Here is a 24,030-nt window from a genome sequence, read left to right as displayed (position 1 = left end):
CCGGCGCCGGCGGGCGCGGGCGGTGAATCCGCTACGATGGCTGCGGTTGCGGCGCGCATGCGCGCCGCTGCCGCATTTTGGGAGCACGGCCGGCCTTGCCGCCGGCCGGGGGAACAACGCCGTGGCCGAAGATCGAGTCGCTCTCACCCGCGATGGGTTGGCGAAACTGCAGGAAGAGCTGGAGTACCTGCGCAACGTGCGCCGGCCGCAGATGGCCGCCTCGTTGGAGCAGGCGCGCGAGAGCAATCTCAGCACCGAAGACGAGCCGGGCTTCGAGTTCGCCAAGGAAGAGCAGGCGCAGGTCGAAAAGCGCATTCTATTGCTTGAAGACACGGTGGCCCGCGCCGAGATCATCGATCCGGCCGCGGCGAAGCGCACCGGCACCGTGCAGCTCGGCAGCACTGTCGTCGTCAAACCGGAGGACGGGCCGGAGCAGACCTACCAGATCGTCGGCTCGATCGAAGAGGTGGACGTGATCCGCGGCAGGATCAGCGACGGCTCGCCCGTGGGCAAGGCGCTGCTGGGCCGCCGCGCCGGCGATCTGGTGGAAGTGGCCGCGCCCAACGGCAACCGGCGGCTCACGATCGTCTCGCTCACCTGACCTTGCCGGGCGCCGCGCGGGCGCGGAGCGGCGGGCTGCTACTTGGCATCGCAAAGTACTTGACACGCGTGGCGCGCCGGCGTAGCGTGCCGCTATGGCGTCCAGACGGCCGATCTCGCCCTGGCCCCCGGAGCCGGCTTCGCTGCACGGCCGCGCAGTCGACAACCTGCGCTTCATCCGCGAGACGATGGAGTCGGCCGGGTCGTTCACCGCCGTCTCCGGCGTTGGCGTCGTGCTGATGGGGCTGACGGCGCTGCTGGCGGCGCCGCTCGCCGCGGCGCAGGCGAGCCGCCACGCCTGGCTGGCGGTCTGGATCGGTGAGGCGCTGCTGGCCCTGGCGATCGCGGCGGTCTGCATCGGGCGGCGGGCGCACCTGGCGCAGGTTTCCGTGGTGCGCGGCCCGGCGCGGCGCTGCCTGATCAACTTCGCGCCGCCCTTTCTTGCCAGCATCGTGCTGACACTGGTGCTCGATCACAACGGGCTGTTCGCCGCGATTCCCGGCACGTGGCTCTTGCTCTACGGCGCCGGCGTCATCACCGGCGGCGCCTTCTCGATCAAGATCCTGCCGCTGATGGGCGCCTGCTTCATGGCGCTGGGCGCCGTGGCGCTGGCGGCGCCGGCCGCCTGGGGCGACGCCTTCATGGCGGCCGGTTTCGGCGGACTGCACGTCGCCTTCGGCCTGGCGATCGCGAGGAGGCACGGTGGCTAAGGAACGCGCCCTCAGGCGTGATGACGACGATTCGAGCTTTGCGGCCCTGGCAGGCGGCGCCCAGGCCGCCGACCTCGATCGGCTTGTGCACGATCGCATGCGGCTGGGCATCCTCAGCGCCCTCGCCGTGAACGAGACGCTGAGCTTCACCGATCTGCGGCGCCTGCTGCGCGCCACGGACGGCAACCTCTCCGTGCACGCGCGCCGGCTGGAAGAGGCGGACTACATCGCCTGCACGAAGTCGTTCGACGGCCGCGTGCCGAAGACGGAGTTCCGGCTGGCCCCCGCCGGGCGCCGCGCCCTGGAGCGGTATCTGGATCACATGGAGGCGCTGATTCGTGCAGCACGAGGACAGCAGAACCCGGCGTGACCTCTTTTTTTGCCCGCTGACTTTGCGGTACGAAGTCCTTTGCCCGCTTGGCCCCGGCTGGGGTTGCCCGCACGCGACCGAGGCAGGCGCGGCGCGCCCGGCAGAGGCCGCGGCAGGCAGGGTACCGCCCTCCGCGCTGTTCGGCGCTTCGCGCGCCGCCCGCGAGGCGCTGCAGGTGGCCGGTGCGGCCTGGCGCTGAGCGTGCGCGTCAGCGCGGATAGAACTCCTGCGGCGTGATGCGCAGGATCACGCGGCCGTCGCGGTGAATCTCCTCGCGCGCCTGCTCCCGCTCGGCGCCCTCCAGCTTCTTGCGGCGGAACATCTCGAACAGGCGCAGCGTCATCGCCTCGTCTTCGTAGACCTCGGCCTGGCCGTAGACGGTGAGGTATTCGCCCCGGTTTTCCAAATTGATGATGCAGACGGTGACGCGCGGGTCGGCCTTCGCCGTGCGGCCGCCGCCGCGTGTGCGCGTGGTGGAGATAATGATCTTGCCGTCTTCGTAGAGATAGGCCATCGGCGAGAGCCGGGCGCGGCCGTCCTTGCGCAGCGTGCCCAGCACACAGAAGCGGTGTTGCGCGAGGAACGCTTCGCGCCCGGCGGCGTCTGGCATAGCCGGCTCCTTCGTGGCTGACGCGGTTGACATCGAGGCTTCCCGCCCCGCCGCATCGTGGATCGCCGCAGCCAGGGCTGGCAAGCCGGCGCACCGCAGAAAACCCCTCTCCCAGGATTGGGAGCAGTGCATCCAGATTCACGGCCCGCACGATCTCGGCGGCGCACCGCAGAAAACCCCTCGCCCAGGATTGGGAGAGGGGCAGGGGTGAGGGCCGAACGCCCGCCTACTGCAACTGCTTGCGCGTCAGCCGCCAGCAGGCGAAGGCGACGAGCAGCGGTGTCAGCAGCAGCCAGACCACCAGCGCCTCAAAGCTGCGGACCGCCGTTCCCCGCGCCAGCGGCGCCGCCACGGCCGGCCCCATCCAGACCGGGGCGCCGAAGATCGTCCAGGCGATCAGCCGGACCGACTGGGCGCCCGCCGCGACCAGGGGAAGAAAGCCGAGGCCGATCACGATGCCCGCCACCGGCGCCTGCGAGCGGAACAGCGTGCTCAGCGCCAGGATGATGCCGATCACGACCGCCGCATGGAACGAGGCGATGCCCAGCGCCCCGAAGGCGCCGCCCCAGTGCTCGATGCCGTTGCTGAACAGCAGGTTCGTCAGCCCGATGAAGACCAGGCCGGGCACAACGACCGCGGCGAGGATCGCGACCAGCGCGTTGGCGGTGTACTTCGCCAGGCCGTAGCCGGCGCGTGAGACCGGTTTGGTGAACAGCCATTGCGCCGTGCCCGTCTCCTCTTCCCGCACCAGCATGCCCATCGTCAGCGCGATCATCAGGTAGTTGCCCAGCGTAACGGAGAGCGCGATCCACGCCTCCATCATGTTGTCGTAGGTGCCGTGCGCGAGGACGAAACGGCCGTGGCTCAGGCCGCCCTCGTGCAGGAAGACGCCCACCGGCACGACGCCCAGCAGCAGCGTGGTCAGCAGGCTGGCGACGAGAAAGCGCCGTGTGCGAAACCACTCCAGCACTTCCTTGCGGAAGATGTTTTGTGCGCCCGCCAGGAACGCGGTCTTCTCCGGCCGTCCGGCCGGGGAGCGGTGCAGGACTGCTGCCGGTGTGTCTGAGGAGACCATGTCCGTCGTCCTTTCGTTGTGACGGTGTTCGTTTCGTAAGGAGACAGGAACGAGCAACCGGAAGCGAGAGGCGAACGCCGCTCCTCCCAATTTCCTGGCTCCTCGTGCCTATTTCCTCGTAATGTCGCCGCTGTCGCCGTCGGTCAGGTCGAGGAAGACCTCTTCCAGCGAGCGCTGCTCCGGCCGGCAGCCGACGAAGAGCAGGCCGCTGCGCACAACGATCGGGGGCACCGCGCGGCGGGCGGCGGCCAGGTCGCGCACCTCCAGGCGCAGGCGCTGCAACGCCGTGTCGCCCGTCTGCTCCCACTCCACGCTCTGGATCGAGCGCTCGCGCCGCAGCACCGCGATCAGGTCGACCGGATCGCCCTCGACTTCGACCAGCAGCGTCGTGCGGCTGCCGGCGAGCAGCTCGCGCAGGGTGCCCTGCATCACCGTGCGGCCGCGGGCCGTGATCGCCACCGCGTCGGCCACGCGCTCCACGTCCTGCAAGATGTGCGTGGAGTAGAAGACGGTGATCGTGCCGCGCAGCCGCTCCATGATCTGGATCACCTCCAGCCGCCCGGCCGGGTCGAGCGAGGAGCAGGGCTCGTCGAGCAGCAGCACCTCCGGCTGGCCCATCAGCGCCTGGGCGATGCCGAGCCGCTGGCGCATGCCGCCGGAGTAGGTGCCCATCGTGCGGCTTGCCGCGCCGGAGAGATCGACCAGCGCCAGCAGCTCGTCCGCCTGGCGGTCGAGCTCGGCCGCGGTCAGGTCGAAGAAGCGGCCGGTGAACTGCAGCACCTCACGCCCGGTCATCCAGGTGTAGAAGCGCGGGTCCTGGCGCAGGAAGCCGATCCGCCGCCGCACGGCCATGCCGTCGGCCACCACGTCGTGCCCGCAGATGCGCGCCTCGCCGCCGTCGGGGTGCGAGAGGCCGGCCAAAATGCTGAGCGCCGTCGTCTTGCCGGCGCCGTTGGGGCCGAGGAAGCCGAACACGGCGCCGGCCGGCACCTCAAGGTCCAATCCGTTCAGCGCCGTGACCGCGCCGTAGCGCTTGGTCAGGCCGCGTACGCTGATCGCCGTGGGGCGGGTTTCCGCCGGCCCGCTCGGCGCCACGACGGCGCCGACAACTCGCTCGATCGATTCGCGTGTCATCGGAAGTCCTCTGAGCGCAGTGGGCTCAATCTCAGGCTAGGCAGTGACGCTCAACGCGGCCTGTGGGAAAAGCTCAACAAGCGGTCAACAGCCGCTCAGCAGTCGCTGCGTTTTCGCACTCGCGCACAATCGCCGCGCGATAATGAACGCGAGGCCGGCGCGGGAGCAGGGTGATCGGCCGGAGCAGGACGGCAGTATGGCACAGACGACGGTGATGGTGGTGGACGACGAGCCGGCGATCACGGAGCTGCTGCGCGATTTCTTCGAAGCCGACGGCTTCCGCGTGCTCTCGGCGCAGAACGGGCAAGACGCGCTCGACCTGCTGGACCGCGACGCGGTGGACTGCCTGCTGCTCGACGTGATGATGCCCGGCCGCTCCGGCTTCGACGTCTGCCGGCAGATCCGCGAGCGCTCCGACGTGCCGGTGCTCTTTCTCTCCGCCCGCGACCAGGACGTGGACAAGATCCGCGGCCTCGGTCTGGGCGACGACTACATCGTCAAGTCGGCGACGCCCGGTGAAGTGGTGGCACGGGTGAAGACGGTGCTGCGGAGGGCACGGCGCGGCCTGCGGCCGGCGGCTGGCGCGACGCTCGATTTTGGCCCGCTGCAGATCGACCTGCGTGCCCACGAGGTGCGGGTCGGCGGGCAGCCCGTGCCGTTCACGGCGCGCGAGTTTGCGGTCCTTTGCCTGCTGGCCGAGCACCCGCGCCAGGTCTTCACCCGCGACCAGATCTTCGAGCACTGCTGGGGCGAGGAGTACGGCGACCGCCACACCGTCACCGTCCACATCGGCCGCATCCGCGAGAAGATCGAGCCCGATCCGAACCGGCCGCGCTATATCGTCACCGTCTGGGGCGTCGGCTACCGTTTTGAGCGGCCGCCGGCGGCGCCAGGCGGTGGGGAGCGGGAGCGATGAGCGCCGCGTTGGTCACCGGCATCTTCATCGGCGTGCTGCTGGCGCTCGCCACGCTGCTGGTGGCGGTCGTGCGCTTCCTGCGGTCGGGGCCGAAGCAGCGCACGCTGCCGGTGCGCGGCTGGCTCGGCCTCGGCCTGCTTGCGATCCTGCTCAGCCCCGTGCTTGCCACCGTCGGCTCCGCGGCGGTGGTGCACGTGCTGGCCCAGCGCGAGCTGACCGATTCGCAGGCGTTCGAGCGCGTGCGCCCGCTGGTGGAGCGCGGCGTGGCCCGCTGGACGGACCCGGCCTGGCAGGCCGAGCTGCAGCGGCGAGCGGCTACGGTAGGGGTCGACGTCGAGCTGACGGATGCGGCGGGCAACAGCGTCTACCGCAGCAGCGGCGACCCGCTCGCGCCCGCCGGCGGCGCGGACGGCCGCTCGATCACGCGGGCGGTGCTGACCTTCACCGTCGCCGCGCCGGGCGGCGGCCGCAACCTGGTGCGGCTCTATTCGTATCCGCTGCCGGCGCTGAAGGGCGAGACGGCCCTCGCCAGCACACTACGCAGCGAGCTCTCGCCGCTGATCATTCTCGGGGCGCTCGCCCTGGCGTTGCTGCTCGTGGCGCAGGCGATCCGGCCGGCGATGCTGACGCCGCTGCACGCGCTCAGCCAGGCGTCGCGCGAGATCGCCGCGGGCAACCTCGACGTCTCCGTGCCGCGATCGCACGTGCGCGAGGTGAACGAGGCAGCGATAGCGTTTACGGCGATGGGCGCGGCCCTGCGCGGCTCGCTCGTGCGGCAGGCGGAGCTGGAGCAGGAGCGGCGGCTGTTCATCACCGCCGTGGCGCACGACCTGCGCACGCCGCTCTTCGCCCTGCGCGGCTACCTCGAAGGACTGGAGCAGGGGATCGCGTCGACGCCGGAGAAGGCGGCGCAGTACATCCGTGTCTGCCAGGAGAAGGCCGACGCGCTGGAGCGGCTGATCGCGGACTTGTTCACCTACACGCGGCTGGAGTATCTGGAACAGGAGCCGCAGCGCGAGCGGCTGGAGTTCGGCGCCGTCGTCGCCCGCGCCGTGGACGCGCTGCGCCCGCGTGCCGAGGAGAAGGGCGTGGCGCAGTTGCTCGACGGCCCCGGCTGGCCGGTGCGACTCGACGCCGACGCCCACCTGCTGGGGCGGGCGCTGGGCAACCTGCTGGAGAACGCCATCCGCTTCACGCCGCCGGGCGGCGAGGTGCGCCTGCGCTGGCGCGAGGGCGCGGGCCGTCTGGTCTTCTCGGTGGCGGACACGGGGCCGGGCATCCCGCCGCAGGATCTGCCGCGCCTCTTCGACCCGCTCTTCCGCGGCGAATCCTCGCGCAACCGCCAAACGGGCGGCGCCGGGCTCGGCCTGACGATCGCGCAGCGCATCCTCACCGCGCACGGCGGCGAGTTGACCGCCGCCAACGGCGCCGCCGGCGGGGCCGTCTTCACCGGCACGCTGCCGCTTGCCGAGGCAGGATCGCGCGCCGTGCCGCCCGTCGCCACGCCGGCCGGCGCGTGAGCGAGCCTATGCGATGTGAACCGTCCGTTAACCGCGAACGCCTGATCGCAGTGGTTCGCGCGGAGTACCAGATTCCGGCCGAGAAGCTGGATTTCGTGCCGGTTGGTTTCGATGCGGCCTGCTACGTGCTGCACTGCGCCGGCGGCCAGCGATACTTCCTCAAGCTCTGGCCGGAACTGCGCCTCGGGCAGGCGGCAGCACATCGCCGGTACGGTTCGCTCACATTGGCACGCGCGCTGTGCGATCGCGGGCTCTTGCGACGAGTGCCCTCTCCCATCCCTGCACAAACGGGTGCGTTGTGGGCCGACCTCTCGGAAGGGCCGTTCGCCCTGTTTCCGCTCCTGCCCGGCACCGCGGCGCCACGCCGGATGCCCGTGGCGTTGCGCGACGAGTTCGCCCGCACGATCGCGGTCATTCATCGCGCCACCCCGGCGTTAGCGGACGTGCTGCCGCCGCGCGAAACGTTCGCCATCCCGGACGAAGCTGGCCTCAATCACCGCCTGGCCGTGGTGGCGCGCATCGGTTCGGAGCGGCGGCCGGGCCTGCGCGCCCTGCGGCGCCTGCTGCTGCCGCGCGAGGCCGAGATCCGCGCGCAGTACGCGCGGCTTCGCGAATTACAGACAACCGTGCGCCGATCGGGCGGCCCGTTCGTGCTCTGCCACTCCGACCTCGGCGGCGACAACATGCTCGTCGACGAAGACGGCAGCCTCAGTGTGCTCGACTGGGATTTCGCGAGCGTTGCGCCGCCCGAGTTCGACCTCTGGTCGCTGCTCCCCCACGGCTTCGCCCAGGCGCTTGCCGTCTACCGCGAGGCCGGCGGCGCCGGGCCGCTGCAGCTCGACCGCTTCGCCTTCTGTATGCTGCGTCGCTACCTGGGCGACATGCTGGCGCGGCTCGAAAGGTTGCTCGATGGAGGCACAGCGGCTGCGAGCGAAGAGAAGGACGAAGAGCTGCTCCGGGGCATGGAAGCCTACGGCTTCGTGCTCTGGGCCACCCTCGACGCCACCCTGTCGGAGATCGCCGCTGCGCTCTGACGCCAAACTCCGCACAACAAAGGCCCCCTCTCCAGGAACTGGAGAGGGGGTTGGGGGTGAGGCCACGCGCCCCTATGCCGCGCCGACGACGAAGGCACAGCTCGTGGTGCCGCTGCCGCCGATGTTGAGCGTGGCGACCTGCTTCGCGCCCTCCACCTGGTAGCCGCCGGCCGTGCCGGTGAGCTGGCGGTAGGCGTCGAGCAACTGGCGCACGCCCGTGCCGCCCACGGGGTGGCCGCAGCCGATCAGGCCGCCGCTGGGGTTGATCGGCAGCCGGCCGTCCAGCTCGATCACGCCTTCTTCGATCGCCTGCCATGACTTGCCCGGCGCCGTCAGGCCGAAGTGGTCGATCGCCATGTACTCGGACGTGGTGAAGCAGTCGTGCGTCTCGATGGCGTCCAGCGCCCAGACCTCGGGCAGCTGCGCCCGCTGGAAGGCGTCGAGGATCGCCTGGCGCGTGTGCGGCAGCACATACTCGTTGCCCTGGCTCTCGGCGATCTTGTCGTCGAAGCCGATCGGCGCCGTGTGATGGCCCCAGCCGAGGATGCGCGGCAGGCTGTTGAGGTCGAGGCCGTGCCGCTTCGCGTACTCCGCCGCGTAGCGCTCGGAGGCGAGGAACATCGTGATCGCGCCGTCCGTGACCTGCGAGCAGTCGGAGACCTTGATGCGGCCGGCGATCGGCATGTTGAACTTGTCGGAGGTCTTCGCCTGGTCCTCGTTCATGAACCAGCCGCGCGTCTGCGCCAGCGGGTTCTTCTTGGCGTTGTCGTAGTTGATCGCCGAGATGCGGGCCAGGTGCTCGTCCTTGAGGCCGTAGCGCTCTTCGTAGACATCGCCCAGGCGGCCGAACAGCTTGGGGAAGGGGTAGCTGACGCCGGCGGCCTCGCGCTCGTACCAGGCGGCGGTGCCGAGGAAGTCGCCGCCGCGGGCGGAATCGACCGTCTTCATCTGCTCGACGCCGAGCACCATCGCCAGGTCGTAGCGGCCGGCCTCGATCTCGGCGGAGGCGGCGAGCACGGCGATCGAGCCGGAGGCGCAGGCGGCCTCGTGCCGCGACGTGGGCAGACCGCGGAAGCCGGGATCGGCCTCCAGCAGGAAGGCGCCCAGATGGCCCTGCATGGCGTACAGCTCGGCCGCGAAGTTGCCGACGTGGCCCACCTGCACCTCTTTGGCCTCGATGCGGGCGGCCTCAAGCCCGCCGTTCACCGCCTCCACAAACATGGCGGCAATGTGCTTGCCTTCTTTGGCCCAGTTGCGGGCGAAGTCCGTCTGATAGCCGCCGAGGATGTACACCGGCTCGGTCATTGCTCTGCTCTCCTGCGCTGCGGCGCCCCCGCTCGTCGTACGGCGAGGCGCCTGCGTCTATTGTAGCCCGCCCGTGGCCCCATCCCCGGCCCCTTCCCCAATTCTAGGGGAAGGGGAGATCTACCGCGGGGGACTGAGGCTGAAGGCGGGGCTGGGTCGGCCACTGGTTGGGTGTACCACCATGCGCCGCTGCGCCGAGGCAACCGCGACGCCAACGGCACGCGGTAGGGGCGCATTCTCGTGGCCGTGGAACGGCCATCTTCAATCACCTGCGCCCGTCGCGGCGCCAGTCGCGAGCCACCCGGCCCGACTAGGGTCTGTCTGATAAACGGTCACGTACTGGTAGCCTGTCAGGAGAGACGCCTTTCTGGTGTGCAGGCATGGTTGGACGTGGGGAACTCACGGAGGCAGCGTGGGCGCAGCGTGGGCCGCAGTTGCCGGGGAAGGGCCGGCGGGGACGGCCCTGGCAGGCCCACCGCCGGGTGATCAACGGGATGCTGTGGAAGCTGCGCACGGGGGCGCCGTGGCGGGATCGGCCCGAGCGGTACGGACCGTGGCAGACGGCGTACGACCGCTTCGTGCGCTGGCGGCGGGACGGGACGTGGGAGCGTTTGCTGCAGCAGGCACAGACCAAGTCCGATGCGGTGGGGGAGATCGTCTGGGAGGTGAGCGTGGACAGCACCAGCCTCCGCGCCCACCAGCATGCCGCGGGCGCCCGCACGCGGCGAGCGGCAGCGGACGAAAAAACGGGGCGCCCGCGCCGAGACCGCAAGAGGGGCTCGGGCGCAGCCGGGGCGGGCTGACGACGAAGGTCCATCTCGCCTGCGACGGGAAGGGGCGGCCGTTGGCGATCGTGGTGCCACCCGGCCAGTGGGGTGACAACCCGCAGCTCGGGCCTGTGCTGGACGGCATCGCGGTGCCGAAGCCCGACGGGAAGGGGCGCACCCGCCGCCGACCGGCACGGCTCCTGGCGGACAAGGGCTACAGTCACCCCAGCACCCGTCGGCTCCTGCGCAAGCGCGGCATCCCGGCGTGCATCCCCGAGCGGCGGGATCAGCGCGAGTGGCGAGCCCACCACCCGGGACGCAACCCGGCCTTCGATCCCGCGGCGTACCGGCGGCACAACGTGGTGGAGCGCTGCTTCAATCGGCTCAAGCAGTTCCGGGCGCTGGCTACCCGCGACGACAAGCGCGCCCTCAATGACCGCGCCTTCGTCGTGCTCGCGAGCCTGCTCCTCTGGCTCCCGCATGATTTACCAGACACTCCCTAACCCGACCCACTCCCGGCACTTCCTCCGCCCGATCGCCCTTCCCCTAGTATTGGGGGAAGGGAAGGGGATGAGGGCCGCCCGCTACTGCCCGCCGAAGTAGCGCCCGGCCGACATGTGCGGCTGGCGGAAGAGCGGCGTGGGCAGCTCGCCGCGCCGGGCCGCGCGCAGCACTTCCGGCACCGCAAGCTGGCAGCGCTCCAGCGCCGCGATCGTGCGGTCGAGGCCGATCAGGTCCACCAGCGCGCTCGGCGGCGCCCAGTTGAAGCCCGTGGCCATGATGCGGTCCACGTCCTGGTAGCCGGCCACGACCTCACCCGGCCCCACGCGGTTCAGCGCGTAGCTCACGTAGCCCAGGATTACCCGCCGCGCCAGCTCGGCCTCGGGCCCCGCGGCGTCCATGAAGCGCTGCATGCCTTCGGCGTAGCGGCCGCGCCGGTGCAGATCGGCGACTTCCTGCGCGAAGGGGATCCTCGGCGGCGGGGCCTCGGGCTGATAGCGCCCCGTGGCCGGCTCCAGCACCTCACGCACGACGCGGCCGTCGTCGTTGACGCTGCGCCGGCGGAAACCGCCCAGCAGCGGCGTCTTGTCGCCCAGATGGCCACGTTGCAGCAGGCGCTCCATGTAGCGCGGCAGGACGAAGGCGGCGGCGGCCTCGTCCTGCACGTTGTCGCGCAGGTTGTCGACGACCGCCTGGTGCACATCCCAACCGACGAGGTCGATGGTGGCCAGCGGCGCCAGCGCGCGGCCGGTGTAGGGGCCGATCAGCGTATCCATGAACTGGACGCCGTGCTCCAGCGCAAGCTGGGCGACTTCGTTCAGCAGCCTGAAGCCGATGCGGTTGCCGGCGAAGGCCGGTGTGTCGCTGCAGAAGACCACCTGCCGGCCGAAGCGCGTGCTGAGTTGCTCGGCGAGCGTGTGCCGCCGCGCGGCGGGCATCGCCGGGTGGGGAATCAGCTCGACGCCGGTCATCATATGCGGCGGGTTGTAGAGATGCACACCGGCGAAGTGCGAGCGGAAGCCGGCGCTGCGGCCTTCGGCCAGGGCGCGGATCGAAAGGCCGGAGGAGACGGTGGCCACCAGCGCATCTGCCGGCCGCGCAGCGTCCACGGCGGCAAGGATCTCGCGCTTGAGCGCCATGTCCTCCGCCAGACATTCGAACACCAGGTCGCAGTCGGCGAGCACCGTGGCCATGCCGTCGGCGTAGGTCATCGCCTCGATCGCGTCGGCGATGCGCTCCGATCGCGCGATGCCCTGAATCGCCGCCAGTGCTCCCTCGACCTTGCCGATGTCGCGGGCCACGAGCGTGACCTCGCAGCCGCCGGCCGCAAACAGCGCGGCCGAACCGGCGCCCATCGCCCCGTTCGCGCCCAGAATCACGACGCGGCGCAGCGCCCGTTCTGGAGTCGTTTGTGTGGCCATCGATCGTCCTCCGCTCGGATCTTCCCGCGATGCCTCGCATTGTACCGGGCCACGCCGATAGATGGGGATATTTTCCATAGGCGAAGTGAATGGCAGGGATTGAAGTTGATCCGCCGAGGGCTGCCCGGCCGCCGCCATCTGCCGCCGGCTGCCGGGCACGGAGCCTTGCTGCAGCGCATCACCTATACTTGAGAGAGGCGGCGGACGAGGCCGCGGCGGTCGCCCGCGCGAGACGACGAACGAAGGCGGCGAGATGCCAGAGCCAAAACCCACGCCCGACGCCAACGAGGAGCAGCGCCCACGCACGCGCCGCCGTCGTGCCGTCGCACCGAGCGCCGCCGCGCTGCAGATCGAGCGCGTGCCGGCGCTGCGTGAGCCGGTGATCGTCTGCGCCTTCGCCGGCTGGAACGACGCGGCCGAGTCGGCCACCGGCGCGGTTAAGCACCTGATCGAGCGCTTTCACGCGCCGCGTTTCGCCGGCATCGACCCGGAGGAGTTCTACGTCTTCACCGAGACCCGCCCGACGATCAAGCTGGTCGAGGGCACGCAGCGCGAGCTCTCCTGGCCGGCGAACGACTTCCACTACTTCCGCAACAGCCGCTCTTCGCGCGACCTGGTGCTGATGGCCGGGCGCGAGCCGGCGCTCAACTGGCACAGCTTCACCGCCGCGATCCTGGAGCTGGCCGGCAAGGTCAATGCCCGCGCGCTCGTGCTGCTGGGCGGGCTTTTGGCCGACGTGCCGCACTCGCGGCCGGTGCGCGTGACGGGCACCACGACCAACCCCGAGATCTTCGCGCAGTGGCCCGACCTCGGCGTGCGCCGCTCGCGCTACGAAGGGCCGACGGGCATCGTCGGCGTGCTCTCGGACGCCTGCCGCGGCGCCGGCATGCCCACGGCCAGCATCTGGGCGAACGTGCCGCACTACATCAACGTCTCGCCCAACCCCAAGACGCTCGTCGCGCTCGTCCGTTACGTGGATCAACTCTTCGACCTCGATCTCGACCTGGTGGAGCTGGACAACGCCAGCGCCCGCTTCGAGCGCCAGGTGGCGGAGGCGGTGGACCAGAATCCCGACGTGCGCCGCTACGTGCGCATGTTGGAAGAGCAGGGCGAACAGGCCGACGACGAGCCGGTCGAGCGCCCGTCCGGCGACCTGCCCAGCGGCGCCGCGATCGTCGAGGAGCTGGAGGAGTTTCTGCGCCAGCGTCACCAGCAGGACGACGACGACGACGAGGACGATGACGACGAGTAGCGCCGGCCGCTTGCCCGGCGGCGCCCTGCTGCTGCTCGTGCGCGACGACGGCGCCGTGCTCCTGCAGCACCGTGACGAGACACCCGGCATCGACTATCCCGGCCTGTGGGCGATCCCCGGCGGTGCGATCGAGCCGGGCGAGGAGCCCCTGTCCGCCGCCGTGCGCGAGATCGAAGAGGAAACCGGCTACCGAATCGTACCCGAAGCCCTGAAACTGATCGTGGCCCGCACCGATGCTAAGAACGGTGTTCCCGTGCCGCGGCACTACTTCTGGGCCGCGTACGACGGCCGGCAGCCGGTGTTCTGCCTGGAGGGCCAGGAGATGCGCTGGGTGACGGAGGCCGAGGCGGCGAGCCTGGCCTTCTGCCCCGGCCACGGCGAAGCGCTGCGCAGCTATTTCGATGGGGAGGCAGCGCGGTAGGACGGGCCTTCATCGGCGCGGCCGCAAGCGGAACACCACGTTGGGCAGCGGGCATGATGCCCCAGTTCACGACGCGGTGCAGCATGGCAGTACGGTTTCCAGGTGAACGCTCTCGGGTGCTCGTGGCCGCGGCGCGGCCGAGCGGCAGCAATCTGCGGCGCATGGCGCTGCTGTTCGGCGTGCTCGTCGTCTGCTGCTGGTTCTCGCTGGCGCGGGTGGCGCACGCCGGCGGCAACGCCACGGTGGCGCCGGACGGCGGCAACATGACGACGCAGTACGTCTTCAGCGTCACCGGCCTCACCCCCGGCCACGGCGTGGACATCGTGCTCTTCGATGACGCCGAGCAGCGCTACACCTATCAGAAGGACGGCGTCGACCAGGCGATCATCGTGGACGACACCGGCGCGGCGGCGATCGTAATGGTGCCGGGCCGCGACCTGCCCGGCTCGAAGCCCGGCCAGTGGCGCGCCGTCTTCTACGAAGAGGAGACGGGCAACACGGTGACGATCCCCTTCGCGGTGGCCGCGTCGGGCGGTTAAGGCCACCCCCCCTGCACAGGAAGCACCGGCCTCCGCACTGCCTGAGGCCGGTGCTTGTGTTTTCCGCGCGGCGACCGCGGCCACGCGGGGCGCAACCGTGGCTCGATGAATAGTCCTCGGCGGCGAAGCTGGCGACACAACCGCCAGGGCTACAGGACCGAGCGCACGGCCCGCACGATGTCCTCGGTGCTGGGATAGGCCAGCTCTTCCAGCTCGCGGCTGTAGGGCGCGGGCACGTCGGCGCCGTTGACGCGCTGCACCGGCGCGTCCAAGAAGTCGAAGGCCCGCTCCTGCACCTGGCAGGAGATCTCGCTGGAGAAGCCGCCGGTCAGCCAGGCGTCCTCGGAAACGACGACGCGGTTGGTGCGCTGCACCGAGGCGATCACTGGCTCCAGGTCGACCGGGCGCAGGCTGCGCAGGTCGATCACCTCGGCCTCGATGCCGTCCTTCGCCAGGATCTCGGCCGCCTCCAGGTTGAGGTGCGCCGAACGCAGGTAGCCGACCAGCGTCACGTCCTTGCCGCGCCGCCGCACGATCGATTTGCCCGCCGGCACGGTGTAGTACGCCTTCGGCACCAGCCCCTTGTTGCGGTAGAGCAGGCTGTGCTCGACGAAGATGTAGGGGTTCGCCTCTTGAATCGCGTTGCGCATCATGCCCAGCGCGTCGTAGGGCGTGGCCGGGCAGACAACTTTGAGGCCGGGCACGCGCGCGTACCAGGCTTCGAGGTTCTGCGAGTGCTGGGCGCCGAGCTGGCTGCCGCCGCCCGTGACCATGCGCAGAACGATCGGCACGTTCACCTGGCCGCCGGACATGTAGAGGATCTTGGCGGCGTGGTTCACGATCTGGTCGAGCGCCAGCAGGCTGAAGTTGATCGTCATCAGTTCGACGATCGGCTTGAGGCCGCCCATCGCCGCGCCGATGGCGGAGCCGACGATCACGGACTCGGCGATCGGCGTGTCGCGCACGCGCTGGTCGCCGAACTCGTCGAAGAAGCCCTTGGTGACGACGTAGGAGCCGCCGTAGGCGCCGATATCCTCGCCCATCAGGAAGACGTGCTCGTCGGCGATCAGTTCCTCGCGCAGGGCGAGCGCGATCGCGTCGCGCACGGTCATCTCAACCGCGTCTTCGGGCGCGAACGGCTCGTCGGCCGCGGCTTCGGCGCCGGCGGGCTCCGCGGCTTCGCGGGTCAGCAGGTTCATGGTCATCGTGCTTGATTCCTGTCGGTGTTCGTGGCGCTAGGCGGTCGCTTCGGCGTGCGTGGTCTCGCCCACGGCGCTGCGCAGATGGCGGGCGACGTGGCTGCGGCTGCTCTCGGCGTAGATGTCGGTGAACAGCTCGCGCGGGTCCGGGTTGGGGCTGTGCTCGGCGAACTCGACCGCGGCCTCGACTTCATCCTCGACGCGCTGCTCGATCTGCTGCGCTTGCTGTTCACTGAGCACGCCGCGGGCGACCAGATCGTCACGCAGGGTCACGATCGGGTCCTTCTGGCGCCACTGCGCGACCTCTTCCTTGGAGCGGTACAGCTCCGGGTCGGCCATCGAGTGGCCGCGGAAGCGATACGTCATCGCCTCCAGGAAGTACGGCCCGGCGCCGGAGCGAACGTGATCGAGCGCGTCGCCCATGGCGCGGTAGCAGTCCTTCACGTCCATGCCGTCGCAGCGGGCGCCGGGGATGTGATAGGCCTCGGCGAACTTGTACAGCTCGCTCGTGGCCGAGGCCGCGGCCAGCGCCGTGCCCATGCCGTAGAGGTTGTTTTCGCAGAGGAAGATCACCGGCAGCTTCCAGAGCGAGGCGAGGTTCAGCGCCTCGTGGAACTCGCCCTCGTTCACGGCGCCGTCGCCGAAGATGCAGAGGCAGATGCGGCCGTTCCGCTCCGCCTGGCAGGCCATGCCCAGGCCGCAGGCGATCGGCAGGTGCCCGGCGACGATCGCGTAGCCGCCGAGGAAATGGCGGTCGGCGTCGTAGAGGTGCATCGAGCCGCCCTTGCCGCGGCTCACGCCGGTGGAGCGGCCGAACAGCTCGGCCATCACCGCGTTCGGGTCGAGGCCGCGGGCCAGGGCGTGGCCGTGGTCGCGGTAGTGCGTGACGATGTAGTCGTCGGGGCGCAGGCGGATGATCGTGCCCGCCGCGACGGCCTCTTCACCGACGTACAGGTGCAGGAAGCCGCCGATGCGCCGCCGCGTATACTGCTCGGCCGCGCGTTCTTCGAAGCGGCGGATGAGCTGCATCTGGTGGAAGAAGTCGACGAGCTGGCTGTCGGACGGCCGCGCCTCGGCCACCGTGCTCTGCGGAAGCGCCGTCATGGTGTTCACCATGTTTGTGGAAGTCGTGGACGCCGGGGGAGTGCTTCCCCTCGCTGCGCCGTTGCCGTTCTGTTCAATGTGTGCGATCGCCGTCATTGCCACCGTCCTTCTGCCGCCCCGATCCACCGTTCAGCGGGAGCGCGTTGCCGCGCCGTGAATCCCTCGTTCGGCCGCGTCTAGCCCTGCCAGGCATGAATCACTTCGCCCCGCGCGGAGAGGGCGGCCTCCTTCACAGCTTCGGACAGCGTGGGGTGCGCGTGCACCGCGTAGCCCAGCGTGGCCGGCGTCGCCTCCAGCGAGCGTGCCAGCGACAGCTCGCCCAACAGCTCGGTGACGCCGGGGCCGATCAGGTGCACGCCCAGCAGGTCGCCGCTGCCCTGCTCGGCCAACAGCTTGACCAGGCCCTCCGGCTCGGCCAGCGCCAGGGCGCGGCCGTTGGCGCGGAAGGGGAAGCGCCCGATAGAGAACTTCAGCCCGCGCTCGCGCGCCTGCGCCTCGGTAAGGCCGATGCTGGCAACTTCGGGCTGGCAGTAGGTCGCACGGGGCATCTGCTCGTAGTCCAGCGCCGGCGGCTGCAGACCGGCGATGATCTCCACGCAGTTGACGCCCTGCGCCGAGGCGACGTGCGCCAAAAGCGGCGGCCCGGTGAGGTCGCCGATCGCGTAGATGCCCGGCACGTTGGTCGCCATCGTCGCATCGACGGGCACGAAGGAGCGCTCGACGCGCACGCCCAGCGCCTCAAGCCCGAGGCCGTCGCTGTTGCCCTGCACGCCGATGCCGACCAGCGCCAGCTCGGCCTGCAGCTTCTGCGGACCCTGCGCCGTCTCGACTTCGACCTCGGCGCCGCCCTCGTTGGCGTGCGCCCGCGCGGAGACGACCTTCGCGCCGGTGAGGATGGTCATGCCCTGCTTCGCGAACTCTTTTTCGGCGATGGCGGAGATCTCCTCGTCTTCCTGGGGCAGCAGGTGCGGCAGCGCCTCGACGATCGTGATCTCCGTGCCGTAGCTGCGCCAGACGTAGGCGAACTCCATGCCCACCGGCCCGGCGCCGATGATCACGGCGGAGGCGGGGAGTTGCTTGCGCGCCAGCGCCTCGCGGCTGGTGATCACGCGCTCGCTGTCGATGGCGATGCCGGGCAGCTCACGGGCACGGGCGCCCGTGGCGAGGATGATCTGCTTCGCCTTGAGGGTCTGCCCGTCGCCGAGCTCGACCTCGCCGGGCGAGCGCAGCGTGCCGGTGCTCTTGAAGGTCTGCACGCCGTGCTTGCGCAGCAGGAACTGCACGCCCTTGACCATGCGATCCACGACGCCGCGGCTGCGGTCGATGGCGGCGCCGAAATCGGCCTGCACGCCGTCGGCGCGAATGCCGTACTCCGTGGCATGATGGACGAGCGAGAGAATCTCGGCGTTGCGCAGCAGCGCCTTTGAGGGGATGCAGCCCCAGTTCAGGCAGATGCCGCCGACCTCGTCGCGCTCGATCAGCGCGGTCTTGAGCTTGAGTTGGGCGGCGCGAATCGCGGCCACGTAGCCGCCGGGGCCGCCGCCGAGGATCGCTACGTCGAACTCGTCCATACCACAATCCGGCGGACACCATAGACCGCTTCAATTCCTAGTATAGCCGTTGCTTATAACACTTCCAAGCCCTTTGGCCGTCACGTTGCCGAAAACTTGCAGATCGCGCGGCCAAAACTGTGATCGGCGTTGCAGAGCCGCACGCCGCGGCGCGCCGCGTCACGCCTTCCCGGCCGCGGGCCATTACCTGCCGCGTAATCGCCGCGCTTCGCCAGCTTCGCGGCCTATGGCGGCTTTCTTTTTGCCTTCAGCTTCTACCTGCAGTCGGGCCTGGGGCAGAGTCCGCCCCTCTCCGGGCTAACCTATGCGCCGCTGGCGATCCCCTTCGCCGTCGCCAGCCTGGGACACTCGCGCCCGCCGGCCCGGCTGCAAAGCTGGCTCGCGCCGGCGGGCCTGGCCTACCTCGCCAGCGGCTACGGCGTCCTCGGCGCCCTTAACCACGCCGGCCGGTGGCACATCGCGCTCTCGGCGCTGCTGCTGTGCATCATCGGCGCCAGCTTCGCGCGGGCTTCAGCCCGGTGATCGCGCTGACGGTTGCCCGCCTCGGCCCGCGCCAGGCGCCGGACGCCAGCGGCCCAGTGAACACCACGATCCAGCTCGGCTACGTCACGGGCGTCGCGGGCCTGGGCAGCGACGTCCTCGGCGTGGCCCGGCCGGGCCATGCCGCCTCTTCCGGCCACGCCTACGCCCGCGGTGAGTGCCGACCTGGTCGTGCTGGCGCTGCTGTCCGGGGCGCCGGCGGCCGGCATCCGCGGCGTGCGAGCCGTCTCGCCGGACGCCGCGAGCAACACGGACACGCTCGCGGCGGCCTCGTGAACGACGGCCCTTCGGCTCTCCCCCCGGTCATCGAAGGTCTCCGACGGTTGCGCTGTGCTCTGGTCCCAGGCCTAGGCGAGGGGCGATCCCGGGTTGGAGCGATCCTGTTGGCGTCGGGGTAGCCGGGTCGCCGTGGCTCGCGGCTTTGGCCGCGACGGGCGGTTCACGAACCACCCCTACCGGAGCCTGGAAGCCGGACGCCTTTTGGAACTTCCTCCCAGGGATCGCCTCTCTCCTTCTCTCCAGGATTGGGAGAAGGAGAGGGGTAGGGGGTGAGGATGAGGGCCGAGCGGCCGCTACAGCAGCCCGACCGCCCGTTTCGCTGCCGCCAGCGTCGGGTTGGCGACGCTGGCGGCGTGCTCGGCCCCCGTCTTGAGCACGCGGTCGAGCAGGCCCGGCTCGTCGGTCAGCTCGCGGAAACGCTTCTGCAGGGGCGAGAGCGCCTCGACCACGACCTCGGCGACCTCCTGCTTGAGCGTGCCGTAGCCCTGGCCGGCGAAGTGCTGTTCGATCTCCTCCTCGGGCTTGCCGGTGATCGCGCGGTAGATCGTCAGCAGGTTGAAGACGCCCGGCCGCTCCGGGTCGAAGCGGATCTCGCGACCGGAGTCGGTCGTCGCCCGCCGGAACTTCTTGACGATCGTGTCCGGCGTGTCGAGCAGATAGATCGCGTGGTTCGGCGCACTGATACTCTTGCTCATCTTCACCGTGGGGTCGTCCAGGCCCATCAGGCGGGCGCCGCGGCTGAAGTCGCGGATCCACGGCTCCGGCACCTTGAACGTCTCGCCGAAGAGCTGGTTGAAGCGCTGAGCGATGTCGCGCATCAGCTCGACGTGCTGGCGCTGGTCGTCGCCCACGGGCACGCCGTCCGCCTGGTAGAGCAGCACGTCGGCGGCCATCAGCACGGGGTAGTCGAGCAGGCCGGTGCTGACGCTCTCGCGCTCGCCGCCCTTGGTCTTGAACTGCGTCATGCGGTAGAGCCAGCCGAGCGGCGTGATGCAGTTCAAGATCCAGGCCAGTTCGGCGTGCGCGGGGACGTGCGACTGTACGAAGATCGTGCAGCGCTCCGGGTCCAGGCCCGCCGCGAGATAGACCGCGGCCAGCTCGCGCGTCTGGCGGCGCAGAACGGCCGGGTCCCAGGGCAGCGTCATCGAGTGCAGATCGACGATGCAGTAGAAGTTGTCGCGCTGGTCCTGCTCTTCAACCCAGGGCAGGATGGCGCCCAGGTAGTTGCCCAGGTGCAGGTTGCCCGAGGGCTGAATGCCGGAGAGGACGCGCTTGCGGGTGGAAACGGCGGTCATGGCGTTGGCTCGCTCCTGCGCGGTTCGGGCATCGGACCGGTTTCAGCATAGGCTCCGGGCACGGTGCGGGCGAATCCTCGCGCCGTGCACGTCGAGCAAGCCGCGCGCCGCGGGCCGTTACGCCCGTTGCGTGCGGCTTCCATGACGCCGGCGAGCGGGGAATCCGCTGGCGAACTGGAGGACCGGGGCCGGGATCAGTCGCCGGCCGGGGCGCCGCTGATCTCCGGCGCCGGCTCTTTGTGCGTAAGCGCGAAGGCGTAGCCGATGCCGGAGGCCGTCTTGATCAGGTTCTGGTCCACGCCGGCCGCCATCAGCTTCTTGCGCACGCGGCTCATCCAGACGCGCAGGTAATCGCTGTCGTGCGCGAACTCCGGCCCCCAGGCGCGGGTGAGCAGCTCCTCGTGCGTGAGCACGCGGCCCGGATTGCGGGCGAGCTGCTCGAGCAGGCGCCACTCGTTGCGCGTGAGCGAAACGGGCTGGTCGTTTACGTCCACGCGCCGGCGCACAAAGTCGATCACCAGGTTGTCGAAGACGAGGCGGCCGAGTCCGTCGCCGGTGTCGGGCTTGCTGCGGCGCAGCACGGCGCGCACGCGCGCGGCCAGCTCGTTCAGGTTGAACGGCTTTTGCAGGTAGTCGTCCGCGCCGGCGTCGAGGCCGGAGATGATGTCGCGGTCGCTGCCCTTGGCGGTGAGGATGATCACCGGCACGGCGGAGAACTGGCGGACACGCCGCAGCACCTCCATGCCGTCCATCTCCGGCATCATCAGGTCGAGCAGCACCAGCGAGGGGCGCCGTTCGCGCACCAGCGGCACGGCCTCGGGGCTGCGCTGCACGCGCAGCACGTCGAAGCCCTCGTCGCCCAGCGCCAGCTCGAGCACGCGCAGAATGTCCGGCTCGTCGTCGACTGCAAGAATCAGCGCTTTCTTGGTCACGTCGTTGTCCTCCTCCCGGCCCGCGAAGGCCGCTCCCCGGAGAGAGGGGCTTCACCGCTGACGATACAGATCCAGTCTAACAATTTTCCTTACTCTTTCGGGCGATCTGACGCAAGATTTGCTAAATGGATGTCGCAGGTGCCGCATCTGCCGTAACGTCCGTCGGGCAGTGTGCGGGAAGCGGTAGCTGCGCCCCGCCTCGGCACGTTGCAGCCGCGCCCGCAATTATCCCGCCACCGTGGCCGCATACTCCTCGGCGTCGAAGCCGGCGACCTGAAGCGCCAGCACGGCCCGCGTCTGCCGGGCGAGGTCTTCGGCAATCTCGTTGGGGAGTTCGCGCATCCGGCGCCGGCAGCGTCAGTCGGCCGCGGCCGGGCTGCCCGCTGCCGGCGCCGGCAGCGGCGCCTGCCAGGCCAGCGGCTCGCCGTCGCGGGCGGCGGACTGGTAGGCGCGGCTGATGTAGGCGGCGACGGCGACCGCCTCGTCCAGCGCTTCGAGGCCGCAGTCCAGCGCGGCGATGTGATCGGCGAAGTCGGCCAGCAGCGGCGCGAACCAGTCGCTGTGCGCCGAGCCCTGCGAGAGGCCGCTGGCGAAGGCGATGCGCCGCTCGCCGCGCGCACCGCGCAGGAGGATCGTGTCGTCGTCGCAGACGATCTCGCCGCGCTCGCCGCGGTAGCGATGTGTCGAGCGGCGGGCGGCCGCCGCCCAGGTCAGGCGCAGGCGCGCCACGCCCCCTGCATAGTGCAGATCGAGCTCGGCGGTGTCGTCCACGCAGTATGCGGGCAGGCGGCACGCCGTGCGGCAGGTGAGGCGCAGCGGCGGGCCGAACAGCGCGTGCAACTGATAGAAGAGATGGGCGCCGTGATCGACCAGGATGCCGCCGCCGGCCAGCTCCTGCCGCGTACGCCAGAGCGGCCGCCAGCCTGCCGCACCGGCGTTGGCGCCGGTGCGCTCCACTACCAGCTCCGCCTCGTGCACGGCGCCGATCTCGCCCGCCGCGATCAGCGCCCGCAGCGTCAGCCACTGCGGGGCGTAATGGTACTGGTGGCAGGGCATCAGCACGACGCCGCGTCCGGCGACGATCGTGCGAATCGCCAGCGCCTCCTCCAGGTCGGTCGCCAGCGGCTTTTCGCAGAGCGTGTGGCAGCCCGCCGCCACGGCCTGGGCGATCAGGTCGCGGTGCGCATAGGGCGGCGTGCAGATGTCCACGAAATCGGGGCGTTCTTCCTGCAAGAGCGTGGCCGTGCTGGCATAGGTGCGCAGGCCGGGCAGCAGCGCGGCCAGCGCGGCGAGATTTTCCGGGCAGACGTCCGTGGCCGCGACGATGCCCAGCCGATCGCGCAGCTCCGGGCACAGGTAGGCGGGTAGGTGGCCGCCTCTGGCGATGTTGCCGGCGCCGATCAGCGCGCCCCTCAGCACGAGCAGGCGTCCGCGAGTTCGCCGGCCAGCTCGGCGAAGGCGTCCTCCAGCAGCTCAACGCCCTCAAGCGCCGTCTCCAGGTCGATCACCAGCGGCGGGTTGATACGGATGCGCGGCCCGTAGCACATGCAGAGCAGGCCGCGGCGCAGCGCCGCGTCGAACAGCTTGCGCGTCAGCGCCGAGGGCATCGGCGTGTGCCCGGCGGCGTCGGTGACGACGTCGATGCCGATCATCAGCCCCTTGCCGCGCACGGCGCCGATGAAGGGATACCGTTCGGCCAGCCGCGCGAGACGATCGAGCATCGCCGCGCCCACGCGCTGCGCGTTTTGCACCAGCCCTTCATCCACGATCGCGCGCAGGGTGGCGCGGGCGGCGGCGGCGGCCAGCGGGTTGCCGCCGTACGACGACGAGCTGCCGGAGGGCAGGCCGAAGGGCGCGGCGCGCATCAGCTCCTCACGCGCGATCAGCCCGGCGATCGGGTAGCCGTTGCCCATGCCTTTGCCGATAGTCATCGCGTCGGGTAGCACGCCGAAGTGCTCGCAGCCGAACATGCGTCCGGTGCGTCCGAAGCCGGTGATCATCTCGTCGGCGATGAACAGGGCGCCGTGCTCGCGTGCGATCTGCGCCACGGCGCTCAGAAAGCCGGCCGGCGGAACGACGTTGCCGGCGGTGCCCTGGATCGGCTCGACGATGATCGCGGCGAGGCTGCCGGCGGTGGAATTTCTTATGTACGCGCGCAGGAACTCCGCGCACTTCCGCCCCAGATCTTCGGGGTCGGCGGCCTCGAACGGCGGCCGCGCCCAGTCGGGATAGGGCACGTTGTGCACCCCCGGGTACAGCGGGCCGAGCCCCTGCTTCACGTCCGGGCCGCAGAGGGCCAGTGTGCTGCCGGTCTTGCCGTGGAAGCCGCCCCAGAACGAGATCGCCTCGAAACGGCCGGTGTACGAGCGCGCCATGCGCAGCGCCGCCTCGACCGCCTCGGCGCCGCCGGAGTAGAACTGCATGCGGTCCAGCCCCGCCGGCAGGTGCGGCATCAGCTCTTCCAGGAATTCCGCGCGTGCCGGCGAGCTGTAGCTGCCCACGGAGAGGCGCTCAAGCTGCTCCGAAAGCGCACGCACGTAGCCGGGATGCGCGTGGCCGAGCGAGGCGACGCCCACGCCGGCGGTGAAATCGATGAAGCTGTTGCCGTCCAGATCGGTGAGCTGGGCGCCGCGGCCGCCGGCGAAGGCGAGGCCGCTGAACAGCCCGATCGACTGCAGGCCGGGGGCGAGGCGACCGCTTTCCCGCTGCACCAGGGCGCGCGAGGCGGGGCCGGGAATCGCGGTGCGGACGCGGCCGGCGAGCGGGGAACCCGCTCGTGAGCTGGCACGGGTTTGCATGGCGCTCCTTGCAGGTGCGGGGCTGTGACCAGGCTTATGAACCGCCGCACCGCAGTATACAAGGTAGCGTTCGTCGGTACATAAGAAAATAGGAGCAGCAGGCATAAGCGGCGTGGCCGCCTGGGAGGCTTCGTTGC

General features: G+C 70.3%; 22 protein-coding genes and 1 pseudogene. 11 read left to right on the top strand and 12 right to left on the bottom strand.

The window, feature by feature from the left end; genetic code table 11:
- Positions 1-121: 121 nt before the first annotated feature.
- The 3 genes from greA (at position 122) to VKV26_17830 (ending at position 1,680) form a co-directional block, all read left to right on the top strand.
- Positions 122-601 (top strand): transcription elongation factor GreA, encoded by a 480-nt coding sequence (gene greA, locus VKV26_17840; protein ID HLZ71768.1) that lies wholly within the window; start codon positions 122-124, stop codon positions 599-601.
- Positions 602-695: 94 nt separating this feature from the next.
- On the top strand, positions 696-1,310 hold the full coding sequence (locus VKV26_17835) for a hypothetical protein (protein HLZ71767.1): 615 nt from the start codon (positions 696-698) through the stop codon (positions 1,308-1,310).
- Complete coding sequence (locus VKV26_17830) at positions 1,303-1,680, top strand: transcriptional regulator (protein ID HLZ71766.1); 378 nt, start codon at positions 1,303-1,305, stop codon at positions 1,678-1,680. Before VKV26_17835 ends, VKV26_17830 begins: the two co-directional genes overlap by 8 nt.
- Positions 1,681-1,888: 208 nt before the next feature.
- On the opposite strand, the gene VKV26_17825 is transcribed toward VKV26_17830, so the two are convergent.
- The 3 genes from VKV26_17825 to VKV26_17815 form a co-directional block, all read right to left on the bottom strand.
- Positions 1,889-2,290: a TIGR03618 family F420-dependent PPOX class oxidoreductase gene (locus tag VKV26_17825; protein ID HLZ71765.1), complete on the bottom strand. Its 402-nt coding sequence runs from the start codon at positions 2,288-2,290 to the stop codon at positions 1,889-1,891.
- Positions 2,291-2,516: 226 nt separating this feature from the next.
- Positions 2,517-3,365 (bottom strand): ABC transporter permease, encoded by an 849-nt coding sequence (locus VKV26_17820; GenBank protein HLZ71764.1) that lies wholly within the window; start codon positions 3,363-3,365, stop codon positions 2,517-2,519.
- A gap of 108 nt (positions 3,366-3,473) precedes the next feature.
- Entirely contained in the window at positions 3,474-4,499 is a 1,026-nt protein-coding gene (locus VKV26_17815) for an ABC transporter ATP-binding protein (GenBank protein HLZ71763.1), read from the bottom strand.
- Positions 4,500-4,695: 196 nt separating this feature from the next.
- Here VKV26_17815 and VKV26_17810 point away from each other — a divergent pair, with 196 nt between their 5' ends.
- Genes VKV26_17810 through VKV26_17800 form a run of 3 tightly spaced genes read left to right on the top strand, consistent with a single transcriptional unit; the run spans position 4,696 to position 7,969 of the window.
- Positions 4,696-5,415 carry a response regulator transcription factor gene (locus tag VKV26_17810; GenBank protein ID HLZ71762.1) on the top strand — a complete coding sequence of 240 codons (720 nt, stop codon included), beginning with the start codon at positions 4,696-4,698 and terminating at the stop codon, positions 5,413-5,415.
- Entirely contained in the window at positions 5,412-6,935 is a 1,524-nt protein-coding gene (locus tag VKV26_17805) for a HAMP domain-containing sensor histidine kinase (GenBank protein ID HLZ71761.1), read from the top strand. Before VKV26_17810 ends, VKV26_17805 begins: the two co-directional genes overlap by 4 nt.
- 8 nt (positions 6,936-6,943) lie before the next feature.
- Positions 6,944-7,969: a phosphotransferase gene (locus VKV26_17800; protein HLZ71760.1), complete on the top strand. Its 1,026-nt coding sequence runs from the start codon at positions 6,944-6,946 to the stop codon at positions 7,967-7,969.
- A gap of 72 nt (positions 7,970-8,041) precedes the next feature.
- Here the strand turns inward: VKV26_17800 and VKV26_17795 are convergent, their stop codons facing one another.
- Entirely contained in the window at positions 8,042-9,274 is a 1,233-nt protein-coding gene (locus tag VKV26_17795; protein HLZ71759.1) for an acetyl-CoA acetyltransferase, read from the bottom strand.
- 380 nt (positions 9,275-9,654) lie between these two features.
- Here VKV26_17795 and VKV26_17790 point away from each other — a divergent pair.
- A pseudogene (locus tag VKV26_17790) lies at positions 9,655-10,544 on the top strand (IS5 family transposase).
- 81 nt (positions 10,545-10,625) lie between these two features.
- Here VKV26_17790 and VKV26_17785 read toward each other — a convergent pair.
- Positions 10,626-11,963, bottom strand: a complete 1,338-nt coding sequence (locus VKV26_17785) for a 3-hydroxyacyl-CoA dehydrogenase family protein (protein ID HLZ71758.1) — start codon at positions 11,961-11,963, stop codon at positions 10,626-10,628.
- 253 nt (positions 11,964-12,216) lie between these two features.
- Here VKV26_17785 and VKV26_17780 point away from each other — a divergent pair, with 253 nt between their 5' ends.
- The 3 genes from VKV26_17780 (at position 12,217) to VKV26_17770 (ending at position 14,175) form a co-directional block, all read left to right on the top strand.
- Positions 12,217-13,215 (top strand): PAC2 family protein, encoded by a 999-nt coding sequence (locus tag VKV26_17780; GenBank protein ID HLZ71757.1) that lies wholly within the window; start codon positions 12,217-12,219, stop codon positions 13,213-13,215.
- On the top strand, positions 13,202-13,636 hold the full coding sequence (locus tag VKV26_17775) for an NUDIX domain-containing protein (protein ID HLZ71756.1): 435 nt from the start codon (positions 13,202-13,204) through the stop codon (positions 13,634-13,636). The genes VKV26_17780 and VKV26_17775 overlap by 14 nt, the downstream gene beginning before the upstream one ends.
- Positions 13,637-13,719: 83 nt before the next feature.
- Positions 13,720-14,175 (top strand): hypothetical protein, encoded by a 456-nt coding sequence (locus VKV26_17770; GenBank protein HLZ71755.1) that lies wholly within the window; start codon positions 13,720-13,722, stop codon positions 14,173-14,175.
- Positions 14,176-14,324: 149 nt separating this feature from the next.
- On the opposite strand, the gene VKV26_17765 is transcribed toward VKV26_17770, so the two are convergent.
- From VKV26_17765 to lpdA, 3 genes are all read right to left on the bottom strand, one after another.
- Positions 14,325-15,380 carry an alpha-ketoacid dehydrogenase subunit beta gene (locus tag VKV26_17765; GenBank protein HLZ71754.1) on the bottom strand — a complete coding sequence of 352 codons (1,056 nt, stop codon included), beginning with the start codon at positions 15,378-15,380 and terminating at the stop codon, positions 14,325-14,327.
- Positions 15,381-15,410: 30 nt separating this feature from the next.
- A complete protein-coding gene (pdhA, locus tag VKV26_17760) occupies positions 15,411-16,478 on the bottom strand; it encodes a pyruvate dehydrogenase (acetyl-transferring) E1 component subunit alpha (protein ID HLZ71753.1) in 1,068 nt (355 codons plus the stop codon).
- A gap of 176 nt (positions 16,479-16,654) precedes the next feature.
- Complete coding sequence (lpdA, locus tag VKV26_17755) at positions 16,655-18,049, bottom strand: dihydrolipoyl dehydrogenase (protein ID HLZ71752.1); 1,395 nt, start codon at positions 18,047-18,049, stop codon at positions 16,655-16,657.
- Between the two features lie 660 nt (positions 18,050-18,709).
- On the opposite strand from lpdA, the gene VKV26_17750 reads away from it, so the two are divergent.
- Positions 18,710-18,865, top strand: coding sequence for a hypothetical protein (locus VKV26_17750; protein HLZ71751.1), 156 nt, complete (start codon positions 18,710-18,712; stop codon positions 18,863-18,865).
- Positions 18,866-19,161: 296 nt separating this feature from the next.
- On the opposite strand, the gene trpS is transcribed toward VKV26_17750, so the two are convergent.
- The 4 genes from trpS to VKV26_17730 all read right to left on the bottom strand — a co-directional run bounded on the left by trpS (position 19,162) and on the right by VKV26_17730 (position 23,893).
- Entirely contained in the window at positions 19,162-20,163 is a 1,002-nt protein-coding gene (gene trpS / locus VKV26_17745) for a tryptophan--tRNA ligase (GenBank protein ID HLZ71750.1), read from the bottom strand.
- A gap of 194 nt (positions 20,164-20,357) precedes the next feature.
- Positions 20,358-21,095, bottom strand: a complete 738-nt coding sequence (locus VKV26_17740; GenBank protein HLZ71749.1) for a response regulator transcription factor — start codon at positions 21,093-21,095, stop codon at positions 20,358-20,360.
- 357 nt (positions 21,096-21,452) lie between these two features.
- Positions 21,453-22,514, bottom strand: coding sequence for a Gfo/Idh/MocA family oxidoreductase (locus tag VKV26_17735; GenBank protein ID HLZ71748.1), 1,062 nt, complete (start codon positions 22,512-22,514; stop codon positions 21,453-21,455).
- Positions 22,508-23,893 (bottom strand): aspartate aminotransferase family protein, encoded by a 1,386-nt coding sequence (locus VKV26_17730; GenBank protein ID HLZ71747.1) that lies wholly within the window; start codon positions 23,891-23,893, stop codon positions 22,508-22,510. Before VKV26_17730 ends, VKV26_17735 begins: the two co-directional genes overlap by 7 nt.
- Positions 23,894-24,030: the final 137 nt, after the last annotated feature.

The sequence above is a fragment of the Dehalococcoidia bacterium genome (genome assembly GCA_035310145.1).
In the GTDB taxonomy this organism is placed as follows: Bacteria; Chloroflexota; Dehalococcoidia; order CAUJGQ01; family CAUJGQ01; genus CALFMN01.
Note: the sequence above shows the minus strand (reverse complement) of the source record. Positions and strands in the feature narration are given on the sequence as shown.

Excerpts from the sequence above, each read along its gene's own strand:
- VKV26_17780 (HLZ71757.1), top strand. The coding sequence starts at position 12,217 with ATGCCAGAGCCAAAACCCACGCCCGACGCCAACGAGGAGCAGCGCCCA.
- trpS (HLZ71750.1), bottom strand. The coding sequence starts at position 20,163 with ATGACCGCCGTTTCCACCCGCAAGCGCGTCCTCTCCGGCATTCAGCCC.
- VKV26_17825 (HLZ71765.1), bottom strand. The coding sequence starts at position 2,290 with ATGCCAGACGCCGCCGGGCGCGAAGCGTTCCTCGCGCAACACCGCTTC.
- VKV26_17805 (HLZ71761.1), top strand. The coding sequence starts at position 5,412 with ATGAGCGCCGCGTTGGTCACCGGCATCTTCATCGGCGTGCTGCTGGCG.
- pdhA (HLZ71753.1), bottom strand. The coding sequence starts at position 16,478 with ATGACGGCGCTTCCGCAGAGCACGGTGGCCGAGGCGCGGCCGTCCGAC.
- VKV26_17810 (HLZ71762.1), top strand. The coding sequence starts at position 4,696 with ATGGCACAGACGACGGTGATGGTGGTGGACGACGAGCCGGCGATCACG.
- lpdA (HLZ71752.1), bottom strand. The coding sequence starts at position 18,049 with ATGGACGAGTTCGACGTAGCGATCCTCGGCGGCGGCCCCGGCGGCTAC.
- VKV26_17795 (HLZ71759.1), bottom strand. The coding sequence starts at position 9,274 with ATGACCGAGCCGGTGTACATCCTCGGCGGCTATCAGACGGACTTCGCC.
- VKV26_17820 (HLZ71764.1), bottom strand. The coding sequence starts at position 3,365 with ATGGTCTCCTCAGACACACCGGCAGCAGTCCTGCACCGCTCCCCGGCC.
- VKV26_17775 (HLZ71756.1), top strand. The coding sequence starts at position 13,202 with ATGACGACGAGTAGCGCCGGCCGCTTGCCCGGCGGCGCCCTGCTGCTG.
- VKV26_17815 (HLZ71763.1), bottom strand. The coding sequence starts at position 4,499 with ATGACACGCGAATCGATCGAGCGAGTTGTCGGCGCCGTCGTGGCGCCG.
- VKV26_17730 (HLZ71747.1), bottom strand. The coding sequence starts at position 23,893 with ATGCAAACCCGTGCCAGCTCACGAGCGGGTTCCCCGCTCGCCGGCCGC.
- VKV26_17765 (HLZ71754.1), bottom strand. The coding sequence starts at position 15,380 with ATGACCATGAACCTGCTGACCCGCGAAGCCGCGGAGCCCGCCGGCGCC.
- VKV26_17750 (HLZ71751.1), top strand. The coding sequence starts at position 18,710 with ATGCCGCCTCTTCCGGCCACGCCTACGCCCGCGGTGAGTGCCGACCTG.
- VKV26_17785 (HLZ71758.1), bottom strand. The coding sequence starts at position 11,963 with ATGGCCACACAAACGACTCCAGAACGGGCGCTGCGCCGCGTCGTGATT.
- VKV26_17800 (HLZ71760.1), top strand. The coding sequence starts at position 6,944 with ATGCGATGTGAACCGTCCGTTAACCGCGAACGCCTGATCGCAGTGGTT.
- VKV26_17835 (HLZ71767.1), top strand. The coding sequence starts at position 696 with ATGGCGTCCAGACGGCCGATCTCGCCCTGGCCCCCGGAGCCGGCTTCG.
- VKV26_17770 (HLZ71755.1), top strand. The coding sequence starts at position 13,720 with ATGGCAGTACGGTTTCCAGGTGAACGCTCTCGGGTGCTCGTGGCCGCG.